The 22,710-nt window shown below is 38.0% G+C and carries 17 protein-coding genes and 2 pseudogenes; 1 reads left to right on the top strand and 18 read right to left on the bottom strand.

Translation table 11 applies throughout. The annotated features are described in order from the left end of the window. Positions 1-59: 59 nt before the first annotated feature. The 18 genes and pseudogenes from ACX27_RS00990 to rfbF all read right to left on the bottom strand — a co-directional run bounded on the left by ACX27_RS00990 (position 60) and on the right by rfbF (position 21,909). Positions 60-1,055 carry a glycosyltransferase family 2 protein gene (locus ACX27_RS00990; RefSeq protein ID WP_062287227.1) on the bottom strand — a complete coding sequence of 332 codons (996 nt, stop codon included), beginning with the start codon at positions 1,053-1,055 and terminating at the stop codon, positions 60-62. Further along, positions 1,021-2,037, bottom strand: coding sequence for a glycosyltransferase family 2 protein (locus ACX27_RS00985; protein ID WP_062287224.1), 1,017 nt, complete (start codon positions 2,035-2,037; stop codon positions 1,021-1,023). The genes ACX27_RS00990 and ACX27_RS00985 overlap by 35 nt, the downstream gene beginning before the upstream one ends. Before the next feature lie 98 nt (positions 2,038-2,135). After that, the gene (locus ACX27_RS00980) at positions 2,136-3,299 is read right to left on the bottom strand and encodes a glycosyltransferase family 4 protein (RefSeq protein WP_062287221.1); all 1,164 of its coding nucleotides are present in this window, start codon (positions 3,297-3,299) and stop codon (positions 2,136-2,138) included. A gap of 120 nt (positions 3,300-3,419) precedes the next feature. Next, positions 3,420-4,259: a hypothetical protein gene (locus ACX27_RS00975; RefSeq protein ID WP_062287218.1), complete on the bottom strand. Its 840-nt coding sequence runs from the start codon at positions 4,257-4,259 to the stop codon at positions 3,420-3,422. Positions 4,260-4,373: 114 nt separating this feature from the next. Continuing rightward, positions 4,374-6,224: a heterocyst formation ABC transporter subunit HepA gene (gene hepA / locus ACX27_RS00970; RefSeq protein WP_062287215.1), complete on the bottom strand. Its 1,851-nt coding sequence runs from the start codon at positions 6,222-6,224 to the stop codon at positions 4,374-4,376. Between the two features lie 157 nt (positions 6,225-6,381). Beyond that, positions 6,382-7,137: a heterocyst development glycosyltransferase HepC gene (hepC, locus tag ACX27_RS00965; RefSeq protein WP_062287212.1), complete on the bottom strand. Its 756-nt coding sequence runs from the start codon at positions 7,135-7,137 to the stop codon at positions 6,382-6,384. A 704-nt stretch (positions 7,138-7,841) separates the two neighbouring features. Beyond that, positions 7,842-10,070: a GumC family protein gene (locus ACX27_RS00960; protein ID WP_062287209.1), complete on the bottom strand. Its 2,229-nt coding sequence runs from the start codon at positions 10,068-10,070 to the stop codon at positions 7,842-7,844. Between the two features lie 57 nt (positions 10,071-10,127). Next, positions 10,128-11,217, bottom strand: a pseudogene (locus ACX27_RS00955) (glycosyltransferase). Between the two features lie 387 nt (positions 11,218-11,604). Beyond that, the gene (locus ACX27_RS00950; protein WP_062287206.1) at positions 11,605-12,918 is read right to left on the bottom strand and encodes an NAD(P)H-dependent oxidoreductase; all 1,314 of its coding nucleotides are present in this window, start codon (positions 12,916-12,918) and stop codon (positions 11,605-11,607) included. A 40-nt stretch (positions 12,919-12,958) separates the two neighbouring features. Then, on the bottom strand, positions 12,959-13,528 hold the full coding sequence (gene rfbC / locus ACX27_RS00945) for a dTDP-4-dehydrorhamnose 3,5-epimerase (RefSeq protein WP_062287204.1): 570 nt from the start codon (positions 13,526-13,528) through the stop codon (positions 12,959-12,961). 174 nt (positions 13,529-13,702) lie between these two features. After that, the gene (locus ACX27_RS00940; RefSeq protein WP_062287201.1) at positions 13,703-14,563 is read right to left on the bottom strand and encodes a phytanoyl-CoA dioxygenase family protein; all 861 of its coding nucleotides are present in this window, start codon (positions 14,561-14,563) and stop codon (positions 13,703-13,705) included. A 77-nt stretch (positions 14,564-14,640) separates the two neighbouring features. Beyond that, on the bottom strand, positions 14,641-15,474 hold the full coding sequence (locus tag ACX27_RS00935) for a phytanoyl-CoA dioxygenase family protein (protein WP_062287198.1): 834 nt from the start codon (positions 15,472-15,474) through the stop codon (positions 14,641-14,643). A 166-nt stretch (positions 15,475-15,640) separates the two neighbouring features. After that, the gene (locus ACX27_RS00930) at positions 15,641-16,483 is read right to left on the bottom strand and encodes a phytanoyl-CoA dioxygenase family protein (RefSeq protein WP_062287197.1); all 843 of its coding nucleotides are present in this window, start codon (positions 16,481-16,483) and stop codon (positions 15,641-15,643) included. Positions 16,484-16,490: 7 nt separating this feature from the next. Further along, a pseudogene (locus ACX27_RS00925) lies at positions 16,491-17,535 on the bottom strand (glycosyltransferase family 2 protein). A 25-nt stretch (positions 17,536-17,560) separates the two neighbouring features. Then, on the bottom strand, positions 17,561-18,511 hold the full coding sequence (locus tag ACX27_RS00920; protein WP_062287194.1) for a glycosyltransferase family 2 protein: 951 nt from the start codon (positions 18,509-18,511) through the stop codon (positions 17,561-17,563). Between the two features lie 113 nt (positions 18,512-18,624). Next, a complete protein-coding gene (locus tag ACX27_RS00915) occupies positions 18,625-19,653 on the bottom strand; it encodes an SDR family oxidoreductase (RefSeq protein WP_062287191.1) in 1,029 nt (342 codons plus the stop codon). Between the two features lie 172 nt (positions 19,654-19,825). Further along, entirely contained in the window at positions 19,826-21,040 is a 1,215-nt protein-coding gene (gene lhgO / locus ACX27_RS00910; RefSeq protein ID WP_062298061.1) for an L-2-hydroxyglutarate oxidase, read from the bottom strand. A gap of 95 nt (positions 21,041-21,135) precedes the next feature. Beyond that, a complete protein-coding gene (gene rfbF, locus ACX27_RS00905) occupies positions 21,136-21,909 on the bottom strand; it encodes a glucose-1-phosphate cytidylyltransferase (protein ID WP_062287188.1) in 774 nt (257 codons plus the stop codon). A 452-nt stretch (positions 21,910-22,361) separates the two neighbouring features. On the opposite strand from rfbF, the gene ACX27_RS00900 reads away from it, so the two are divergent. Beyond that, the gene (locus ACX27_RS00900) at positions 22,362-22,658 is read left to right on the top strand and encodes a hypothetical protein (RefSeq protein ID WP_062287185.1); all 297 of its coding nucleotides are present in this window, start codon (positions 22,362-22,364) and stop codon (positions 22,656-22,658) included. Positions 22,659-22,710 lie beyond the last annotated feature (52 nt).

Raw genomic sequence — 22,710 nt, 5'->3', positions numbered from 1 at the left:
GGCGGGTTTCCCGACTTGAGCAAAGTGTCGTCCTCCTGCCTTTGCCTAACGATAAATATTTATGCAGTTCTACTGACTTTGAAAAATTGATTAGCTAATGGTTGCGGAGTAAAACTGACTATTAGTGCTGTTAAAGTTCTAATGTTCAATTTTTGTCTTTTAAATGATTGTAATAAGTAAGGACGGGCTGCTTTTGTTTGATGATTCCGCAGTAAACCAATACCTAAAGTGGTATGTGCTTCTAACCATTTCGCTTGAAAATACTCATGAAATTCTTGCAGGTGGCTATCTTCCATGAATGTTTTGTAGCAAAATATTTCGCTTTGGGCTTTGCGGATTTTGGCGTTAGCATTTTTACTACCACTTAACATTGTGTCAGTTAATTCATGGGCGCGATAATAAGTTAATCTTTCGGGATAATAGTAAGCACCATAGCCAGAAATGCAGCAAAGATAAGTTAGATATAAATCCCACATACCACCGACTTCTTGAGGAATGCTATCCCAATCAATGACACCATTACGAATTACACAAGCAGCGGCAGTGGCAATACTTTTATCAATTAAACCAATTTTAATGAAAGATGTATGAATACCTGGTGCTAAAATATCTCGATTGAAACCGCGTGTATTTGCTTCTGTACCAATTGTATTAATGTTACCGTCACCATCAATAATATATTGGTCGGAAAAAGCCAAAATTAAATTAGAATTAGCTTCTAGTGTTGGCACAAGTTTGGCTAAAAAATCTGCGTGCCACATATCATCATCATGGAGACTGGCAAGATATTTACCCCTTGCCATTTTAAAAGCATTCATTTGATTAGACAACATCCCCACATTTTCAGGATGTTGCCAAAATCTAATGCGTGAATCATCAAAAGATTCGATAATTGCTTGGGGGCTTTCGTCACTACAATTATCAGAAACAATGATTTCGATATTTTGATAAGTTTGTTTAACTGCGCTGGCGATCGCCTGCTTTAAATAATCTGGTCGATTGTAAGTTGGGATAACAACACTAACCAGAGGTTGCTTTACGTTCTGCTGTAACATATCCCTTCACACCGATGAATGTATTGCTCAATAAGCTGTAGATAAAACTTAATAGTAATGCGGCGATCGCTCTCACACTCAGCTTTTTATTTTGCCAGACATACAAAAAATGAGGGCGTGCTAATTCTGGTTGTCCAGCTTTTAATAAACTCATACCTAAATATTGATTAGCTTCGATTAATCTCTGCTGAAAATGTGGATGTAACTCTTGTAATCGGGTATCTTGCATAAATTGTTCATAACAGAAAATGTGATTTTTCGCCTTACGGATATTAATTTGAGCATTATCTGTTAATGTATCTGTTAGCTCATGTTCACGGTAACGAGTGAGTTTTTCTGGAGTATAGTAAGCCCCTAAACCAGAGCGAGAACAGAGATAATTGATATACAAATCGTAAAAGCCACCCACCTCTAAAGGAAATGCTTTCCAATCTACAACATCTTTCCGAATAACAGCAGCATTGGCAGTAGCTACAGACATATTTTCGATGGCGATTTTATAAAAAGGTTGATGAATTCCTGCTGCTAAATTAGCTCGTTTCCATGTCTCGGAACACTCCTGGGTCAGTTTATCATCTATCTGTCCATCAGCTTTAATCACGTAATGATCACAAAAAGCTAAAGCCAAATCAGAATTAGCTTCCAGAGGTGGAACAAGCTTGGCTAAAAAATCAGGTTCCCACATATCATCATCATGAAGGCTGGCAACATATTTACCTCTAGCGATGATAATACCGTTAATAATATTGGCAACCATACCAATATTGTGTGAATTGCGGCAAAACCGAATTCGCTCATCTTGAAAAGCTTCAACTATTGGTTGAGGATTGACATCACTACAATTGTCACAAACAATAATTTCAATATTTTTAAATCTCTGGTTGACAGCACTAGCGATCGCCTGCTTTAAATATTCTGGGCGATTGTAAGTTGGGATAACAACACTAACTAATGGTTCTGGTAATTCAATATTGTTCAACATATAATTAAACCGTTATATTTTTTAATACATTTATCTTTAGATTAAGCATTCCTGATTAATCTCTAAAAATTACATTGATGATTACTTAATTTCATACTTCAGACTTTTATTCGAGTATGAAATTCAGCGATAGTTTGGGCATAAATTTGATTTAAACGCTGAACATGAACATCAATCGTAAATTCTTCTTGATACCAAGCTTGACCTTTTTCACCAATTGTTCTCGCTTTGGCATAATTTGTCGCCAATTCATTAATTGCCGAGGCTAATTGTGCAACATTGTTAGGCGAAACTAAAAGCCCGGTTTTGCCATCTTTTATATGTTCAGGAATTCCCCCAACAGCACTGGCAATTACTGGTCGATAACGCGCATAAGCTTCTAAGGTGACTAAACCTGCAGGTTCTGGCCAAAGACTAGGAAAAATCACCGTTAAGCACTGTTGATATAAAGTTTCTAATTGTTCAGAATTACACCAACCATGCCAAGTAATGCGATCGCTTAATCCCAAATCATCAGCTAATTTTTTCATGTTTGCTTTATCCCAACCATCACCAGCAATATCTAAATGGATATGTTTTTCTGTTTTGGTTAAGGCTTTAAGTAACCACTCTAAACCTTTATCGGGAACTATCCGACCAACAAAAAGAATGCGCTGATTTTGATAAATTGTCCGACTCAGAGGTTCTGTCTCAATCAGGGGTAACTGCACACCACAGCGTAACGTGATCACTCGTTCTGGTGATATTCCAGCACTAATGATTTGCTGTCGTACATATTCACTATTAGCTATTACAGGGATTTTTAATTTTTTCAGGTTATTTAAGGGATTGTAAGCATTCAACCAATTACCCAAAATTTTGTGTGGTCTCCGACTACCACAACCATCAACTACATGACCCCAAACACAACCAAGCGGATTGATGACGCGATCGCAAATTTTGCCTCTGTCTGCTAAATATTTCGTCCCACTCGGACAGTAACTACAATGATTGTGCAATGTAAAAATAGCTGGACATTCTTCGCGTAAATCCGCTAAAAATTCTGGGTCATGAAGGTGTAGTAACTTAAATTGTTTTTGATTTTCCGTGTTAATACATTTTAATACATATTCTCTGACAGCTTCTTTTATCGGAACATTGTTAAACTCTGAGATTTGTGAAGTTACTAAAGAAGCCACATAAGTTTCAATTCCCCCTCCTCCGGTAACATTGGTGTTAGTGCAGTGGTAAATCATCTCTGTATTGATTACATTTTTGCTCATTTTACTGGAAATTGGAAATAGGGAATAGAAACGAAAAATATCTAGATTTATGTAATAGCTTTTTTGGGAATAAGTCAGGATAAAATCTGAATTTTACCTGTTGCCTTTTTCCTCTCCCTTTCACAAACCGACATTTAGCCAAAACTTATGTCTAACATCATTAACATAATGCCTCATCGCAATTTCTGGACTAGCAAATTTATCTGGATAAATGAATTGGTCTTCTACATTCAAAATATATTTTTGCGAACAAAAAGGTTTACCCTGATTGTGATGTATTGTTAAATGAGCAATTGTTTGTTCTGTAAAATACATAGGTTTACCTGTCAATTTTTCTAACCGTTCAATTGCCAAACTCCAATCTAATTCATGGTTAAATAAAAGAAATCCAGCATTAACTGGCTGCATTTTTTCATTTTCATCATAAATCAGTCGTTCATCTAAGGAAGCAGAACAATCGGGAAGATAATAGCAAGCTTTCTCCTGCAAATTGGTGAAGTTATCTAAATCAATACCACCAGGAAAGAATAAAATATCAGAATCTGTATAAATAGTTGTACCGTTTACCGGGATTGACATCAATGCCGCTAATTTTTTACCTAATGGATGAATTTGGGCATAATTAGCAACACATTGAGGTAAATCATTCCGTAGTAGTTTGGTCACAGGTATAACATCTACACAAGGATGAATCCGACAAAGTAATTTACAGCTAGAGTCGCTATAACTACCATCAGAAATGACAATAAATCTTTCTGGTATACCAATATTACGAATAAATGAACGAATACTCGCTACTTGCTCTGGCAAATCACGTTCGCAAGAAAACGAATAAACTGTGATATCAATCTGGCGAGTTTGTTTAATTGGTAAAGTGCCAATGATATTAATAAACTTGGTGTAGAGATTACGGATAAATTTACCTTGCGTTCTAGCAGCATGATAGCCAATATTAACCATTTATTTAACCTCAAAAATATCAGAATAATAATTAACCGTAGATAAATTTATCGTCAAAAAATTAGAGCTAGGATAGTGAAGTACAAAATTTTAAACTTCATACTTCACACTTTTTTATCCCGCTTGTCCCATTTCGTACTGAGTTTTGTGATATTCCCAAAGCTTACCTTTTAGCTCTAGGAGTTCTTGATATTTGCCTTGTTCAACGATGCGTCCTTGTTCTAAAACAACAACTTTATCGGCGTTGGCGATAGTAGAAAGACGATGAGCGATCGCAATTACTGTTCGGCCTACCGATAGCTTTTCTAATGATTCTTGAATCAAGCGTTCGGTTACAGAATCAAGTGCGCTGGTAGCTTCATCTAATATCAAAATTTCTGGGTCGCGTAACAAAGCCCGCGCGATCGCAATTCGCTGGCGTTGTCCACCAGATAATCTTACGCCTCTATCTCCTAGTTTGGTGTCAAAGCCTTCTGGCATTTCTTCGATAAATTCAATAGCATTAGCTAACCGCGCTGCTTCTCGAATATCTGCGGCTGTAGCGCCTGTTGTTCCATAAGCAATATTCTGCCAAACAGAAGTATTGAAAATAAATGTATCTTGGCTGACGACGGCAATTTTTTGCCGCAATGAATTGATATCAAATTTTTGAATATCAATTCCATCAATCATCACATGACCTTCTGTAGGGTCGTAAAATCTCGGAATTAAATCAATTAATGTACTTTTACCTGCACCAGTGGCTCCTACTAAAGCTGTGGTTTTACCTTTTTCAATACTGAGGGTAACGTTATTTAGTACTAAATAATTGGGGTCATAACCAAAATCTACAGACACAACATCAATTGAATGTTTTAATCCAGTAAATTGAAATTTGCCATTCTGTAAATAGGTTTTATCATCAGTCCTCACTAAATCTTTAATATTATCTGCTGCACCTGCTAAAGTACTCAAATGCGCTCTCGTGCCATTAATATCTTGAACAATTGGTACTACTCGAAATAACACAAAGAAAAATGTTAATAAAGATGCAACTTGCAGTGTGCCATTGACCACAAACATTGTAAAAGCAAAAATAATCATCCCGATAAGAATTGTACTAGCAATGCTTTCGGCTAAAGGTCTCACCAGCGCCCAAATTAAGATAACTTTTTTAGAACTCTTGAGTACATTATCACTAGCATGATAAAAACGCTGACGTTCAAAATTTTGTGTACCAAAAGCCTGAACTGTGCGAATCCCGTTAATAAATTCTATGGCGGTGGAGGTAAAATGACCGTTAGCAATCGAAGTACTAAAACTACTTTCTCTAGCACGAGCATTGAGAGTTGATAAACCAACACCTGCCAAAGTAAAGAGCAACAAAGATGCAATAGATAACTGCCAAGACAACAAAAACATCGAGATAAAGTAGACAGTGGCAGTGATAGTTCTCGTCATTAAAAATGCCGCACCACTAAACCATTGCTTAATGCGTTCAATTTCTGTAGTAATTGTATTAATCAATTCCCCTGAGCGAGTTTTGGCGAAGTAGCTCAATGGCAAACTTTGTAACTGTTCAAAAATCTGCTTCCGCAGGCGATCAGCTAAATATAGTTGAGTGCTTTCTGTATAGACTTGCGCTAAATAATTGAAACCAGCCCGGAACCAAGTGCTGAGTAAAATCAGCAAAGATATGCGATATAACCGATTAATTGCCGAACTATTAGCAGCTAAAATCCAAATATCAAACCACTCAACACCAGTTTGAATCGGTTTAGCATTGGGGTCAGTTAAATTTTGCAAAAAAGAAAGCAAAAAGCCAATACTAAAACCTTCAAATGTTGCAGCTAAAAAAGAAAATACTAAAGCAAATATAGCAACCTTACGGAAATGTTTAAATTCTCGCAATATTAAATAATTTTTTTGCCAGAATGTAGTAGCTTTAAATAAATTGTTTAATTGTTTGGTTAGTTTAACAAGCATGAGTTTGCGAATAAGTGTTTTCTAATTCCTACAGGTGGCTACAGATGCTCTATGATATTTAGCTCTAGCCCAAGTGCGGCAAATGATGTTATCAATTACCGCACTATTTGTAGAGGTTTCTAGCTAGATGGAGAAGACGGCAGATAATAATTACTAATTATGAATTGTTAATGATTAAGTTTACTTCTGCCTGGGCTGGCCAAGATTTTGTCATTACAGGTAACTGATTCAGGGAAATTTGTGCTTCTGAACTTAATCTGATTGCTGTTGTTAAAGTCCAATAACGAGACCCAATAAAACCCATATCACCCCTCAGTACATTGAATAACTGTGGTAAATTTTCAAGACCAGATTTACGCATCCAACGAATTAAGGGTGTAAGCTTAGGTTTGCTTGTAGTTGAGAACTTAATAGCTTGAAAAAGTCTACCCCGTTCTCCTACATACCATTCGCTAGAAAATAGAGAGTCAGGTGAGGTAATTTGCAACAACATTAATAGTCCCAGGATGGCTGGACTTAGTAATAGCAGCAGAAATAAAGCTGCTATCAAATCAAATAGTCGCAGGAACCATCCCCAAGGGTTACTATTTTGTTTAAACAGTAAATTTTCTGAATATCCGTAAAGAAACATTGGCTTATGAGCTTCTTTACAAGCATCCGCCCAAAACTTTACCCAAGTCTCACCAATTTTAGGATCTACGCTCACCAAATTTACAGGAGAATGTTTTAAGCAATCGATTAATAATTGCTGGTTTTCTAAAGCAGGTAAATATGGCTGTTGGAATTTACCGGGAGATTTTACTAATAATTGACCCCGCCGCCATTGTAGTGTGCAGTATGGGGTAGATTCGCTTGTAGATTGTAGAGGTACATTATAAACAGTCTGTGGAGTACGAACTAATGAGCTAGTCATGTGTCTTTGGATTAGTACGATAGTAAGTTGCTGATCTCGAAGGCGATTCATGCCAAAGACTTTGATCTGAATCTTGTCTTACTCTAAAAATTAGTAGATGACTGATGACAAAAATATTGCTTCAAAGCTTCATATTGCAAAATTTTGCCGCTCTGAAGATGGAAAAACTAAAAAGATAATAATTAGGTAGATAGCAATCAATATTTAGGGAAAGCTTGCAGGTAAACTTGATATTTTTTGAGTAAAAGAAATGTTGGATAGATGTAGAGGCAAACCATCCAATATTCTTTTACGCTATGGGTGAAAAATGTGTTGAACTTTGTCTACCTTAGTTGTTGATTTTCTCAGTTGAGAGAAACTAGTCCACTATTGTCTTTCAGCTGCTTGGAAGGGGCTTTAATCTCTAGGATATAAGAGTCTGTAGAATTGACTATATGTGGAAGTAAATTCTTTATTTAGTCTTTAAAATCATGAGACTTAATCATCATAATTATAAAGTTAAGATAAATATACTGATTTTTAACTAAATAAATAGGATTTAATTTTGACAATAAAAATGTTTAATTAAAACATTAAAAATAAAAAACTCAGATCCCCGACTTCTTGAAAAAGTTAGGGATCTATTTTTTCCAGGACATAAAAAATATGTGCGATCGCATCCTCCAAAAGAGCGATCGCACATATCAATAGATTTCTCAGTTGTACTATTTTTCTACCGCTTGTTTCAAAGCCAAACGGTATTCCTTGGGATACTGGACAAAACTGCTATCTGAGCTAGAAACGCCATTAGCCACCACCCCAATCAGATTTAACCTGCTCAACATTCCTGTAGCTTGAGCAAGCTGGTTACGAGTCACCACACCCATACTAGCCACTAACACCACACTCCGACAGGACGACGCTGTTAACATTGCATCTACTAAACCCAATACAGGCGGCGCATCTATCAATACCAAATCATAATTCTCTTCAAAGGTTCTCATCAGTTGCATCATTCGCGGAGAACTCAACAAATGCGCCGGATCAGTTGGTTTTGGCCCAGCCGTCAAAATATCAATATAGGCTGAACCTAAAGATTGAATACCAATCTGATTCGGTAAACTAATCTCACTACCAAGTAAAGTGGAAAGTCCTTGTTCATTAGGCAGATTTAGCTGTTCGTGCAGACTGGGACTGCGTAAGTTAGCATCAATCAGCAAGACTCGTTTGTGTAAGCGAGCCGCACTCATCGCTAAACCCAAAGCCATACCTGATTTAGCTTCATCAGGTAAAGCGGAAGTAATCATCAAAGACTTCAAACTAGATACAGTATTGAGCAGTTCAATGTTTTTGTAAATTAAGTCCAGAGATTCCCAACGTGGTGGCGACTGTAGCACCTGAATTGTCCAAGGTGCAGGGGTTTCTGGCTTCCCAAAGGGCAACTTGATAATTGAATCTCTGGCTCTGGCGGGGGGTAATTTTGGTGTTGTTCCCAACAAAGGTAAAGCAACTTGCTTTTCTAACTCAGCCGTTGTGTGTACCGCATCATCCGATGCTTCTCGTAAGAAAGCTGCAATTCCGCCCAACATTAACCCCACCACAGCACCTAACAAGAGGTTTTGTTGCAAGTTGGGGCCTAACTGCACACCAACATGAGGTTCTTCTACAACTTCCCAATTAAATCCACCTTTGGCTAATTCTTGGCGCAATTGTTGTTCGGCTCTTAACAACTGCTCGAATCTTTCGCGGCTAAATTGCAACTGTGGTTGGATGCGATTGTAATAAGCCAACAAAGGCGGAAAGCGTTTGATTTCAAAACGTAATTGAGTTTCTTTTTGTGCCAAAGTTTGGTCACGGGCGCTCAATGCAACTATTGTTGTCTGAGTTTCTACTAACTCACTCGCCAAGTTCAAATCAATTTGGCCAAACTGTCCTTGTTCTAACAGCGAGTCTCTAGAACCAACTACACCAGATGACCTTCCGCCTAAAGTTCTGCCTACTTCTTGTTCTAATAATGCTTTTTGGCTACTTAATTGTTCTTGTAGCTTCTGCACATTGGGAGTTTCATCAGTGAAGCGCAAACGTTCTTGAGCTAAAGCTAATTCTGTTTTTTGGATTTCGTTGAGTAAGCCTTGGTAGCGTGTAGATTGGCTCAACCGCGAAGCAACGAGGGCATTTTGGGGAGAACGGTTGAGTTGTTCTTCTAAAGATTTCTGTCGTGCTATAGCCTCTTGATATTGAGCGCGAGTTGTACGACGTTCTTGCTCAACATTATTCAGCGCATCTTCCAATGCTTTGGCTTGAGCCACTGGGTCGATTAAATTTTGATTACGGCGGAATCTTTGGAGGTTAGACTCAGCTGCGTTAACTTCTTCGCTAGCCTTACTCAACTGTTCTCGGATAACTTGTAGACCTTTTTGCAGGCGAGAATCTTGTTGTTGCTTGTTGTATTCAACATAAACTTCTCGAACAGCCGTTAGAACTTTTTGGGTTTTGATGGGGTCTCTATCGGTGTAGTCTACTTGGAAAATTTTGGTGGCGATATTATCTTCTTTAGTTTTGAGTTGATTTAAAGCTAAAGCGCCTTTAATATCACCTACAGTAATATCTGGGTATTCTTTACGCAGTTTATCAACTGCCTTTTGAATCAGCCCTGAACTTTGCATGAGATTTAGTTGGGTGGCTGTATCTATCTCTACATTTGGTTCAGTAAACTGATTTTCGATTCCCCCTGCTTCTTGTTTACCTTGATAGTTAGGTTCTACTAACAGTTGCATTGAGCTTTTGTAAGTAGGTTTAGTCTTAGCAGTAATAATTGCTGCCATCGCAATTGAAGCCACAAATACTGCGACAAACCAAGGAAACCTGCGAATAAAAACTGCTAATATTTGTCCATAACCCGGCTCTGTATCAGTAATTGTATTTACACTGGGATTAAGACTAGTTTGAACCACTTTTATTATCCTTCTCTGCGAGACGCTACACGAACAACTAACAAGCCAGATGAATAATTAATGAGTTATACAAGTTTGATCAATAAGTTGCTCAACCTTCCTAAAAAATACTGGTTCTGAAAAATTGTTCACTGCATGATTACGAATATTTTCATAATTCCAAGTGATGCGTCCGGACTCTAGTAATGCAGCTTGTAGAGAGTCTGGTGATTGTCGTTTAAAAAAAGACTCCAGTTTCGCCGTGAATTTGGGTATCTAAAACGCCACCAGCGCCATAGGCAATTACTGGTGTACCACTAGCATTAGCTTCTACAGGAACTAAGCCATAATCTTCTAAAGCTGCAACAATCACTGATTTGGCTTTCGCAAACAAATCTTTACGTTGGCGATCGCTAACATGACCTAAAAATTCAATATTATTTAATGCCTTGGCTTTGAGGCGTGCTTGTTCTGGCCCGTCACCTGAGATTAATAATCGCCACCCCAACCAATTAAAAGCTTCGACGATTATATCTAGACGCTTATAACTGATCATCCGTGCAGATGCTAAATAATAATCTTCTTTGGTATCAGAATAAACAAAGTTACTGGTATCAATTGGATAGTTAACTACAATTGCTGGCTTGCCATAAATCTGTTGAATTCTTTTGGCAACAACGCTGGAATTAGCAATATACAAGTCAGGTTCCTGAGCATATTTCAGGTCTACTTTCCGCATCAATTGGAAAATTCGCTCAATTAATGGTGCAAAATATCGATAATCTCCATACTCTCGCAAATATGTTTCTGTATCCCACAAAAAACGGGTGACATTATGACAAAAACAAACATGATGAGCATCGGGTCTTTTGCGTACAGCCTTGGCAAAACTAGTGCTACTGCTAATAATTAAATCGTAGTCTTGTAAATCCAAAGCCCGAAAAGCAGGAAAGTAAAACGGTGCCATCATTCTAAAATATTTAGCTGCACCCGGAATTTTTTGTAAAAAAGTTGTGTTGACTATCCGCTCACCTAAATCAATAGTTTTTTGGGGATTATACAAAGAAGTAAAAACATCGGCTGTGGGGTAGCGCCTACATAATAATTCAAATACGCGCTCTGCCCCTCCACGTTGCGTTAAATAATCATGGACAAGAGCAATTTTCATAAATTTTATTCAACCTGCTACCAAATTTGACGAGACAAGTATTTTAGTCAATTACTGCTAAAACTTTAGTGTTTAGCACTATAAGATTTCATAACTACTTTATTGGTTTACTAGAATACTTTTTGGCAATATTTCTCTGATTTTTTTAGTTGCTTAAATTATTTATAATAGTTACTTCTTCCCAAAAGTCATTATTCAGCAAAAATATTTCTTTAGAAATAGAATAAAAACATAATTGTAAAAATTACCAGACTCAGATCCCCGACTTCTTGAAGAAGTCGGGGATCTTGTTGTTCACGAATGATTAAATTGAATATCGCAAGGCTGAGATACCCGAATTATCAAATAATTCGGATATCTTTTAGATGGTTATATCAAAGCCAAATCTTACCCAACTGCTGCGAGAACTTTTTCAGAAGCAAAATAAGCATTTTGTTCTGCACGTAATTGGTCACAAAGTCTACCTTCGGGTAACTCTACATCGTCATAAGTCAGCACTCGATCGCGTGGAATATCTCGTTTTAAGCGACAGCCTTCAGCTAGACCCATTGGTAAGAGTTTTTGTGCTTGAACGATGGGTGAATTTTCACATTGACCGTAGGTCATATAATAACCAATGCCATCAAGAGTTTCGCCAGCTTTCAAATCGATTTTGGCAGTTGTGACTACATCTACCATTGGTTTACCAATTGGAGCCATGACTGCATCGCGGAATAAGACAGCACGCGCCACCGATAAGGGAACTTCAAAATGACAGAGGTGATAAGGAGTATAGAAGCTATAGAGAGGCCCTTCACCTAATTTGTAGAGGTTGAGGTAGTGGCGTTGTTTGGGGTCGTCGTGGGTAGCGAAGACAAATACACCAGGGCCGGGTTTAGCGCCAACTACATAATCGACGATACCGCCTAGTTCTTTGAGTTGGTCAATATCATACATATTGGTCATTTCATCAACATGACCAGTAAAGTCATAACCCAACATTCCCCGTTTAGCGACTTGCATTCCAGTAGCATTAGCAACGATCGCCTGTTCAAAGGAAATTTTGCTCCCATCAGCAAAGCTGGTTACCATGTGGGCTTTTTGTCCCCAACGTTTAGCAAAGCCTTCTTGGGTTGTGGGGTTGCGATAAGGGTCTTGCAAGCCTTTGATGTTACCGCACAGTAATGGTGTTAAACCAATGCTCTGCACAAATCTGTACAGATTCATTTCTACCCCTGGCTGGTCGCCATCGCAAGCACTGAGGATAACCCCTGCTTTGTCTGCGTAAACTTTCAGGATGGGGCCGACAGTACCATCGAGTTCGGCATTCATCATAATGACATGCTTGCGATGGGCGATCGCTTCCATGACGATATGAGCGCCAAATTCGACTGCGCCAGTCACTTCGATAATTGCTTCAATGCTTTCGGCTTGACAGATGATTTTAGCATCGTCGGTGATTGCATATTTGCCACTGGCGATCGCATCTTCTAAATCGCTGACAGTGTTCACAACTTGCACATCTGCAATACCTGCTTCTGTATAAGCTCTTTTAGCTCCATCAATACTGCGGTTGAAGATAGCAACTAACTCCATTCCCGGAACAGAATTAATAATTTGATTAGCAATTCCTCGCCCCATAAAGCCAGCGCCAATCATTCCCACTTTGATGGGATTACCAGCAGCCGCACGAGCTTTTAAAGCATTATCAATAATAATCATGAAATTCCTCTTTGAATATCGCTAAATTATTTGTGGTTACTTATACATTTGCCGAAACAGCTTCAGCTTCTCCGACACGCATCATACTCAACAGCGGCCAATTCAAATCTTTTTCAGAAATTTCTGTAACTTCTACAGGCCATTCAATGTTGAAAAATGGGTCATTGTAGCGCAAGCCCCGCTCATATCCTGGTGTATAAAATTCACCAACTTGATAGATAACTTCTGCATCATCTGTGAGTGCTTGATAACCGTGAGCAAACATTTCGGGAACATATAAAGCCCGACGATTTTCGGCGGTTAATTCTACACCAATATGCTGTAAAAATGTTGGTGAATTAGGACGCATATCAATAATTACGTCATAAATTGCCCCTTTAGTACAGCGCACTAATTTTGTTTCGGCTGCGGGTGGGAGTTGATAGTGCATTCCCCGCAGAGTACCTTTTTTATAGTTATAAGATAAATTACATTGAGCTACTACTGGTTTTAATCCGTGGGCTTCAAATTCTTGAGCGCAAAAATATCTGGCAAAAAAACCACGATGATCATTTCTTTCTTCTAGGTCAATAATGTAAGCATCTTGAAGATTTGTAGCTGTAAAAATCATGAATTACCTCAATATTAATGTGTAATTTTGTCAGAAATCAGGAGCTATAAAGAAGTACTCAAAATACTTTAAAAATCAGGAAAAATTAATAAATCAAATTATCAATTATCCTAGATTGATTTTAAATTATGACCCTTCGACAAGCTCAGAAAATCACTTCTGAGTTCTGAATTCTTACTTCATTTGTGAAACTAGAGTTTTTTCTGCTTCAGATACAGTTACTTCTGCTCTGGGATGAGTATCATCCCAAAATTGCGTACACAAGTCTGGTCTTTCGGGAGGGTTAGCTGTGTAACATAAGAACAGAGTTGACCGTGTTTCGCTGCGTACAGTGCCGTGATGTAAAGTATTTTTGGTATCTACAAAAATGACTGTACCTGCTGGACCTGGACAAGATTTCCAAGCTGATTGGGGTATGACTTTTTTGACAATTTCATCATCAATCCCCATATAGCTTGACTTTAAAAGCTGGTAGTAAAGCCACCAAGATTTCAGACTAAATAAAGGTGTTAAAGAACGGGGAATGTATTGAAAAGGCCCAGTTTTTTCTTCTACATCATGTAGGCAAACAAAGATTTTGATCAAGCGGCGGTCTTCAGCATCACTATGCCATAATAATGTGCCGAATTGATGATCGCTAGGAAAGTCTTGGCGTAAATGTACACCATGAAAAGTGATAGGTACACCAATATAATTTTCAATTATATTTAGCAGTCTTTTTTGCGTTGCCCATTGATAAAATTCTGGTAAAGCCGTCACTGTGGTTATGTGCGGCCACTTTTCTGCTAAATGTTCGTTGTTGGGATTTCGTATCCGAGCCAATTGATAATTAGCAGCTTGGAGTAGTTCAGTACTAAAATCTAAACCCAAATCTGCCAAAGTTGTCGCATAAACACCGTCTCGTTTGAGAGTCTCGACAATTATGCGATCGCGTGGTTCTAATGCTGGTAAATTTTTGGTATGTCGCCACCGTTTGAGGTTAAAAACCAAGTCAGAGAATAGGGAAAATATTTTATATTTAAGTGCTTTTAGCATGGGCTTATGATGTCGAACATTGTAAATCAGAAATGGGGAATTTATTTCTTGAATTACTAGAGTGATATTATGTACTATTAAGCAATTTCTTGCAGCATTTCTGGCTTGGGAAAAGTGTCATCCCAATATTGAGTGCAAAGTTCTGGCCGTTTGGGTGGGTTAGTTGTATAAACAAAAAAGAGTGCTGACCTTGCTTCGGTGCGAATAGTACCGTGATGTAAAGCAGTTCTGGGATCTGCAAGCAAAACTGTACCGGCTGAACCTGTGCAAGATTTCCAAGCTGATTTGGGAATAATTTTTTCTACTTGTTCATCGTTAATTCCTAAATAACCAGACTGACGCAACTTGTGGTCAATTCGATAGGAATTTAAGTGTGGATATGATGTTAAAGATAAAGGAATATACTCAAACGGGCCGTGCTTTTTCTCTACATCATGGAGATAAATAATTACCTTAACCATTTTGCGGTCTTCGGAATCTTTATGCCACAATAAAGTGCCGAATTGGTGTTCATTGGGAAAGTCTTTGCGTAAATGTACACCGTGAAAAGCAACGGGTAAACCTAAATAATTTTCAATTATCTTTAAGAGTCTGTTATTACTTCCCCATTGATAAAATTCTGCTAAATCTGTGACTGTATAAATTTGTGGTAGTCTCTCATTCAAATGAGAGTTAGGGACATCTGATATTCTGCTTAATTGTTGATAAGCAGCTTGTAGCATTTCTTGAGTGGATGGTAAGCCTAAATCGGCGAGTGTGGTTACATAAGCACCTTCTCGTTTTAGGGTTTCGACAATCAAGCGATCGCCTGATTCTAGTGTTGGCAGTTTGGTTCTATGCTGCCAGATTCTCATTCTATAAGCTAACTCTGAGTTGAGTGTTGCCATTTTGCCTTTTAGTGTATTCAGCATGGCACAAATACCTCATTAATTTACTGTGATTACGTAAATAAGCTTCAAAAGCCAGAATTTAGGAGTCAAGATTCAGAATTATTAAAAATCCATAATTCTGCTAGATAGAAATTTTGTGAGTTTCTATGTATTGGTTGTTAAAATTGATTCAATTCTGACTTCTGAATTATGTATTCTGAATACTTGCACTAACTTTCTGGAGTGTTTCTGGTTTAGGATAAGTATCATCCCAGTATTGAGTACAAAGCCCTGGTCGTTTAGGTGGGTTAGCAGTGTAGACAAAAAATAGTGTGGAACGCTCGTGAGTGCGTACAGTTCCATGATGTAGAAGTCGCTGGGTATCAACAAGAATGACGGTACCGGCTGGCCCTAGACATGACTTCCAAGCTGATTTAGGCACAATTTTGTCTAAGGTTGCATCGTCAATGCCTGTGTTATAGATTTTGGCATACAGGCGATAGAAATTAAGATTAGAGATAGAAGTAAGTGATGCTGGTACATATTCAAAAGGGCCGTTTTTTTCTTCTACATCATTTAAGTAAATGATGATTTTAATAATCCGGCGATCTTCTGAATCTCTGTGCCATAGCATGGTGCTGAATTGACTAGTATTTACAAAGTCTTTACGTATTTGTACACCATGATAGGCAACAGGAAGACCAATGTAATTTTCCAGAATATTTAACAGCCTTGTTTCCTTTCCCCAGTTATAAAAGTGAGGTAAATGGGTGACTGTGTAAATTTCTGGAGGATTTTGAGCAGAATCTGCATAGTTATCAGTGCCAATATTTGGTAATAAGCTATTAGCAGCTTCGAGTAATTGTGGTGTAGTATCTAATCCCAAATCAGCGAGTGTTGTAATGTAAATACCTTCGCGTTTGAGGGTATCAACGATTAAGCGATCGCCTGGTTTTAGAGTTGGTAAATTCTGAGTATATTGCCAGAGGTTGATTCTATAAACTAACTCGGAGTTTAATGCTTCTATTTTGTCTTGAAGTATATTCAGCATAAGCAGTTTATTTTGTTTTAATAATAGATTTAGGTTGCGATCGCCTGTTACTTACACATCGTACTTCTTGCGGAGTTGTTTCATTAGCTTCGGCAAGTTTAAATTCTTTCAACGCCATCACATCAAACATAGAAAGACTCACTAAAGCAACAAACGGAACCGCTACTTTAATGGCAGATACTGGCCATCTTCTTAAAGCACCTAAAAAAAACTTTTAAATTAACTTCTTTGCCATTTTGTAACAGCATTCGTCTGCAAAACTGCTTAGAATAACCACATTCTTCTAGTTTCAAAATGACTTCAGGAATGTGTTTGTATTGCATTAATAAGGCTGATTTTGGCTCTTTTTGCCAGTAACTCACACCCACAATACATTCTAAATAAGTTTCTTGCGTGACAATTATTTTGCCGTGACCAGCGCAATAACCCGCCAAATATGCTAAGGAAATCCAATTACTTGCAGCATCCGGCCAAACTTGTAAGGCACGTTTTACTAAGTCACTGCGGTAAATACTAGCTGTGAGAAAAATAACTGCACCCACACTTTTAGCAAAGCAATGTTCAAATATAGCTTTGCCATCATCACAGCCATCTTCTACATCAGCATCAAACCAGCGATTTCCCACAATTGTGGGTGGATGAACTGGTTCATTAGTAATTTTATTTCTTCCAGAAAAATTGAGAAATAATAATCCTAAATCTTCATGTTTTTTGAGCTTGTGAATCACGTAAGGAATAGCTCTATCTTGAATTGGATCATCATCTCCAATTGTCCAAACATATTTGGTTGTTGCAGAACTTAGGCAATACATAATATTCCGCATTACGCCTAAATTTTCAGGATTTCTATTTGACCTAAAGGTGATATTACTCAGTTTTGCTTGCCATTTCTGAATCACAGCCTGAGTATGATCTGTAGAACAGTTATCAGAAACTAAAATTTCACATTCCAATTCAAACCCTTGAATTGCTTTTCCTAGCCATGATAACTGTTTATCTAGTAATTCAGCACGATTATATGTAGGGATGGCAATGGTGAGTAATTTATTCATAAATGTCTAATAATTTTCAAGTTTATTAACTAACTTTTAGTGCTTTTCTTGGTAAAAGTGACTTACGTATAGATGTAATTATTAAAACCAGATATGAAATAATAATGTTCATGGCTAAACCCGGCCATCTTCTTAAAGCTCCTAAGAAAATTATCCAGTCACTTTTAGTAACGATATTTTGCAAAATCATTTGCAGACAAAATGTTTTAGAATAGCCAATTTCTAAAAGTTTGGCATAAACTTCTGGAATGTAAACATACCTCATCATGAATGACCATTTTGGATCTTGCTCTAAATAACTCGCGTGCATTGTACATTCTAAATAATTATTTTTAGTGACAATCACGCTACCATGAACTGCACAAAAGCCTGTCCAATATGCTTGGGATGCTAAATTTTTACAAGCAGATTGCCACTGGTGCAAAGCGCGTTTTACTAATACTGTTTGATAAACTGTTGCAGTCATAAAAATTACGCCGCCAAAGCTTTCTTTAAGGTAACGTTGTAATGCCGCTTTGCCATTAGTCATTGGCGCATCACTATCACTGTTAAACCACCGTTGTACAGTGATTTCATTAGTTAACTTATCCCTGCCATAGCAATTCAAAAAAATCAGTGCTGTCTCAGGATTTTGCTTGATAGTTCTTAACAAAAAAGTCAGAGCATTATCTTGAATTGGGTCATCATCGCCAACTGTCCAAACATATTTACCACTAGCAGCTTGAATACAGGCAGCGATGTTAGGCATTAAACCTATATTCTCTTGATTTCTATAATATTTAAATGTAGTTTTACTAAAGATTGATTGCCATTTATTAATGATTTCTTGAGTGTTATCAGTGGAACAATTATCAGAAATAATAATTTCACACTCAGATTCAAATCCTGGAAGAGATTTGGCTAACCAAGATAGTTGTTGCTCTAAAAGTGTGGCACGATTATAAGTAGGAATAGCAATGGTGAGTAATTTATTCATTTTTTCGCTAAGATATATTTCAGAATGAAGTTTAGTATTGTTAATATTGACTGAATTTTCATATCCCCGACTTCTTTAAGAAGTCGGGGATATCACTTGGTTAAGACTTGAATCTATTTTTTCGCCCAGAAGAAATCTTTGTCAATTTGTTCGGTGCGGATGAGATACTCTAGTTGCTTTAAGCGAGTAAAACCTCTAAATAAAAAGGTGTCTTCAGTCATATCAATTTGACTGAATAAATTAAATAATTGTTGTGCGCCTAATTGAGCATTCCAATCACATTTAAAACCGGGGAGAATGCTGTTAATTTTCTCGAAGGATACACGATAACTGCGGTTATCAGCGCCATTTTGACCAAAGCTTAATTTACAGCCAGGAAAAGCATCAGCAATAATTTCGGCAATTTCTTTGACTCGATAGTTATTACTGGTATCACCAACGTTAAAGATTTGATTATGTACAAGGTCGCGTGGTGCTTCTAAGGCGCAGATAATGGCTTTACAAATATCTAATGCGTGGACTAATGGCCGCCAAGGTGTACCATCGCTGGTCATTTTAATTTCTTTACTTGTCCAAGCTAAACCTGCAAGGTTGTTTAATACGATGTCAAACCGCATTCTGGGGGAAGCACCAAAAGCTGTGGCGTTTCGCATGAATGTTGGGGAAAAATCATCATCTGCCAAAGGTCTAACATCGCGTTCAACGAGGGTTTTACATTCTGCATAAGCAGTTTGGGGATTGATTGGAGATTCTTCTGTTACATCGCCTTCGGTAGCTACGCCATAAACACTACACGAAGACATATAGACGAAGCGTCGTACACCCATTGTTTTAGCTAAATTAGCGAGGCGTACAGAACCTAAATGATTGATTTCGTATGTGATATTAGGTGCTAGTTGTCCGGTGGGATCGTTGGAAAGTTCCGCCATGTGAACAACTGCTTCTACACCTTCTAAATCTTCTGGAGTGATGTGGCGGATATCTTTGTTGAGGGTTTTAGCGGTAATTTCTGTACCGTTGTATAGCCAACCAACTTTATAAAAGCCTGTATCAACACCGATGACTTCATGGCCACGTTCAATTAACAGAGGAGGCAATAAAGAACCTAGGTAGCCTTCTGTTCCGGTTACTAATATTTTCATTTGTGGAAATTCCTTTAAAAGTTTTAAGTAGTGTGGAATGTTGTTGTGGGATAGATGTTCGGTTTCTTTGGGCAGGCAAGACTTGTACTGAGCTTGTCGAAGTATGCCCACCCTACAAGAGATTCAGGGCTGTGATATGTTTACGCCACTCCCTACTCCCCACTCCCAATACTTATGCAACAATTACAGTTTCAAGATGGGATTGTTGGGGAACTTGAGAAGCGATCGCTTTACCAATTTCTAAAGAAGATGTGGCTGCGGGTGAAGGTGCATTGCAGACATGAATAGAATTTTGACCAGGAATGATCAAAAAGTCGTCTACTAGTTTGCCGTCATCCATTAAAGCTTGGGCGCGGACTCCCGCATGGGTGGGAACTAAATCTTCGGCTTGGACTTCGGGAATCAGTTTTTGCAAACTTCTGACAAATGCTGCTTTGCTAAAGGAACGAATGATTTCTTGGATACCTTCGTCAGCGTGTTTGGCTGCAAGTTTCCAGAAACCAGGGTAAGTCATGACTTCTGCAAAATCCTTCAAGTCAAAGTCGGTTTTTTTGTAACCTTCGCGCTTGAGGCTGAGAACGGCGTTGGGGCCAGCATGAACTGTACCATCAATCATTTTGGTAAAGTGAACACCCAAGAAGGGAAAATCAGGGTTAGGCACTGGATAAATCAGGGTTTTCACCAGATACCGTTTTTCTGGGGTAAGTTCGTAATATTCGCCCCGGAAAGGTACGATTTTCGCTTTGGGTTCGACTCCACCTAACTTAGCAATGCGATCGCTATGCAATCCGGCACAATTGATCACAAATTTAGTTTCAAAGTTGCCGTGATTAGTTTCTAGTACCTGATTTTTCCCGCTAGTAGAGATTTTCAATACTTTGGTATTGAGGCGTAAATCTCCACCTTGCTTTTGAATTAATTCCGCGTATTTTAAACAAACTTGCTTGTAATTAACAATACCAGTTGAAAATACCCGAATGCCCGCCACACAACTAACATGAGGTTCAATTTCTTTTACTTCTTCTGGGCTGATTTTCTGGACTTTTAAATTATTTTCTAAGCCACGTTGATAGAGATTTTCTAAGCGTGGTAGTTCTTGTTCGTCGGTGGCAACAATAACTTTACCGCAGATTTCATGGTCAATTCCATGTTCTTGGCAAAATTCCACCATTGAGCGACTACCATCACGGCAAAATTTAGCTTTAAAACTCCCTGGTTTATAGTAAATGCCAGAGTGAATTACCCCACTATTATTGCCGGTTTGGTGAAATGCCCAGTTGCTTTCTTTTTCTAATACTAGAATGCGTGCCTGTGGATAGCGTTTACCCAAGGCCATCGCTGTTGATAAACCTACTATGCCACCGCCGACAATCGCAAAATCGTACATTTTATTTGTCATTTGTCATTTGTCATTTGTCAAAAAGCTGAAAGTAGAAGCTTGAGGATGAAATTTCATACTTTACACTTCATACTTCATACTTCTTACCATACTTGCCAAGGAGCTTTACCACTTTGCCATAGCTCTTCGAGATGATTTTTATCGCGTAATGTATCCATTGGTTGCCAAAAACCATTGTGTTTAAAAGCAGATAATTGTTCCATATCAGCTAACTTTTCTAATGGTTCTTTCTCCCAAACAGTGCTGTCATCCGCAATTAAATCGATAACATCTGGTTCTAGGATAAAATAACCACCATTTACCCAAGCACCTTCACCGTCGCGTTTCTCACGGAAGCTGGTGATTTTTGTTTGCTCTTGTTCTAAAGAAATAGCGCCAAAACGTCCAGCTGGTTGTACTGCTGTGAGTGTCGCTAATGTTTTTTGTTGTTTGTGAAATTTAATTAGCTCAGTGATATTTATATCACTTACACCATCACCATAAGTAAAGCAGAAAGTGTCATTTCCGACATGTTCAGCAACTCTTTTTAAGCGTCCACCAGTCATGGTACTGTCACCAGTATTGACTAAGGTGACTCGCCAAGGTTCTGCATAACCAGAATGTACATTCATTTGGTTAAAACGCATATCAAAAGTTACATCTGACATGTGCAAGAAGTAGTTAGCAAAATACTCCTTAATCACGTAACCTTTGTAACCACAACAAATAATAAAATCATTAATGCCGTGGGCTGAATAAGTTTTCATGATATGCCAAAGAATTGGTTTACCACCAATTTCAACCATTGGCTTTGGTCTGATACTGGTTTCTTCACTGAGGCGTGTACCAAGTCCACCAGCCAAAATCACCGCTTTCATGCAATTACCTCGGAGATTTGTAGGGAATTATTTTGTAAATAGAATTCAGGAGTCAGGAGGAGCCAGTGCAATAGTGGGTTTTCCAAAGAAGCACCATTGGCATTCAGAATTCAGGATGAGTGTTGTACGAAGCCGTGGATGAATCAATGCTGAAACATCTGACTACATGCTGGATTTAGGAGCTTTTAATGAGTAGAGGATATATATACCTTTTCATTAATTCTGAATTCTGGATGCTGACTTCTAAATTCTTCAATTTGAGTTTCTGGAGATGAAGAGGATGCACTTGGTTGGGGAGAATTTGTCTTTGCTCTGTTTTTCTCCGTACATAATCTAACTAGAATTTTTGCTACTTGTATGAAGAAAAAGTAAATTAAAATCTCTGATGTGTAAAAGGTTGATGAATACTTTTTATGTAAGGATTCAGATCAGAGGGGATTGACCAGTGTGATATGAATTACCTCAGAGAACTAGAACAGGAATGCGAAAAACTCAAAGTAGGTAGAGATTTAGACACCAAAACATCATCAAAACTACCATCGGGAGACATTCTAAAAAAAAAAGCGATAACGGTAGGTAAAGTTTTTACTGTTTTGTTTAGTACAGATAGTCGAACTATAGCAATTTTTATTTATATAAAATACAGATTCATCCGCGTTTATCTACGTACCCTAACCTTCGGAGATCCGAAGGAGTACGGGAAGACGCTACCGCGTCTACATCTCTGGTTAATATTTATGGGATGTTAAAGGAAAAATAATGACTACTTTATCTGGACAATCAGACTATTTTAAATCTTTT

The sequence above is a fragment of the Nostoc piscinale CENA21 genome (genome assembly GCF_001298445.1).
Lineage (GTDB): Bacteria > Cyanobacteriota > Cyanobacteriia > Cyanobacteriales > Nostocaceae > Nostoc_B > Nostoc_B piscinale_A.
This window is presented reverse-complemented; position numbering and strand designations above follow the sequence as displayed.

Coding starts and splice junctions, on each gene's coding strand:
- rfbF (WP_062287188.1), bottom strand. CDS start 21,909: ATGAAAGCGGTGATTTTGGCTGGTGGACTTGGTACACGCCTCAGTGAA.
- hepC (WP_062287212.1), bottom strand. CDS start 7,137: ATGACTAGCTCATTAGTTCGTACTCCACAGACTGTTTATAATGTACCT.
- ACX27_RS00950 (WP_062287206.1), bottom strand. CDS start 12,918: ATGATTATTATTGATAATGCTTTAAAAGCTCGTGCGGCTGCTGGTAAT.
- ACX27_RS00975 (WP_062287218.1), bottom strand. CDS start 4,259: ATGGTTAATATTGGCTATCATGCTGCTAGAACGCAAGGTAAATTTATC.
- lhgO (WP_062298061.1), bottom strand. CDS start 21,040: ATGTACGATTTTGCGATTGTCGGCGGTGGCATAGTAGGTTTATCAACA.
- ACX27_RS00915 (WP_062287191.1), bottom strand. CDS start 19,653: ATGAAAATATTAGTAACCGGAACAGAAGGCTACCTAGGTTCTTTATTG.
- ACX27_RS00940 (WP_062287201.1), bottom strand. CDS start 14,563: ATGCTAAAAGCACTTAAATATAAAATATTTTCCCTATTCTCTGACTTG.
- hepA (WP_062287215.1), bottom strand. CDS start 6,224: ATGCTTGTTAAACTAACCAAACAATTAAACAATTTATTTAAAGCTACT.
- ACX27_RS00930 (WP_062287197.1), bottom strand. CDS start 16,483: ATGCTGAATATACTTCAAGACAAAATAGAAGCATTAAACTCCGAGTTA.
- rfbC (WP_062287204.1), bottom strand. CDS start 13,528: ATGATTTTTACAGCTACAAATCTTCAAGATGCTTACATTATTGACCTA.
- ACX27_RS00935 (WP_062287198.1), bottom strand. CDS start 15,474: ATGCTGAATACACTAAAAGGCAAAATGGCAACACTCAACTCAGAGTTA.
- ACX27_RS00985 (WP_062287224.1), bottom strand. CDS start 2,037: ATGTTGAACAATATTGAATTACCAGAACCATTAGTTAGTGTTGTTATC.
- ACX27_RS00920 (WP_062287194.1), bottom strand. CDS start 18,511: ATGAATAAATTACTCACCATTGCTATTCCTACTTATAATCGTGCCACA.
- ACX27_RS00990 (WP_062287227.1), bottom strand. CDS start 1,055: ATGTTACAGCAGAACGTAAAGCAACCTCTGGTTAGTGTTGTTATCCCA.
- ACX27_RS00980 (WP_062287221.1), bottom strand. CDS start 3,299: ATGAGCAAAAATGTAATCAATACAGAGATGATTTACCACTGCACTAAC.
- ACX27_RS00900 (WP_062287185.1), top strand. CDS start 22,362: ATGAATTACCTCAGAGAACTAGAACAGGAATGCGAAAAACTCAAAGTA.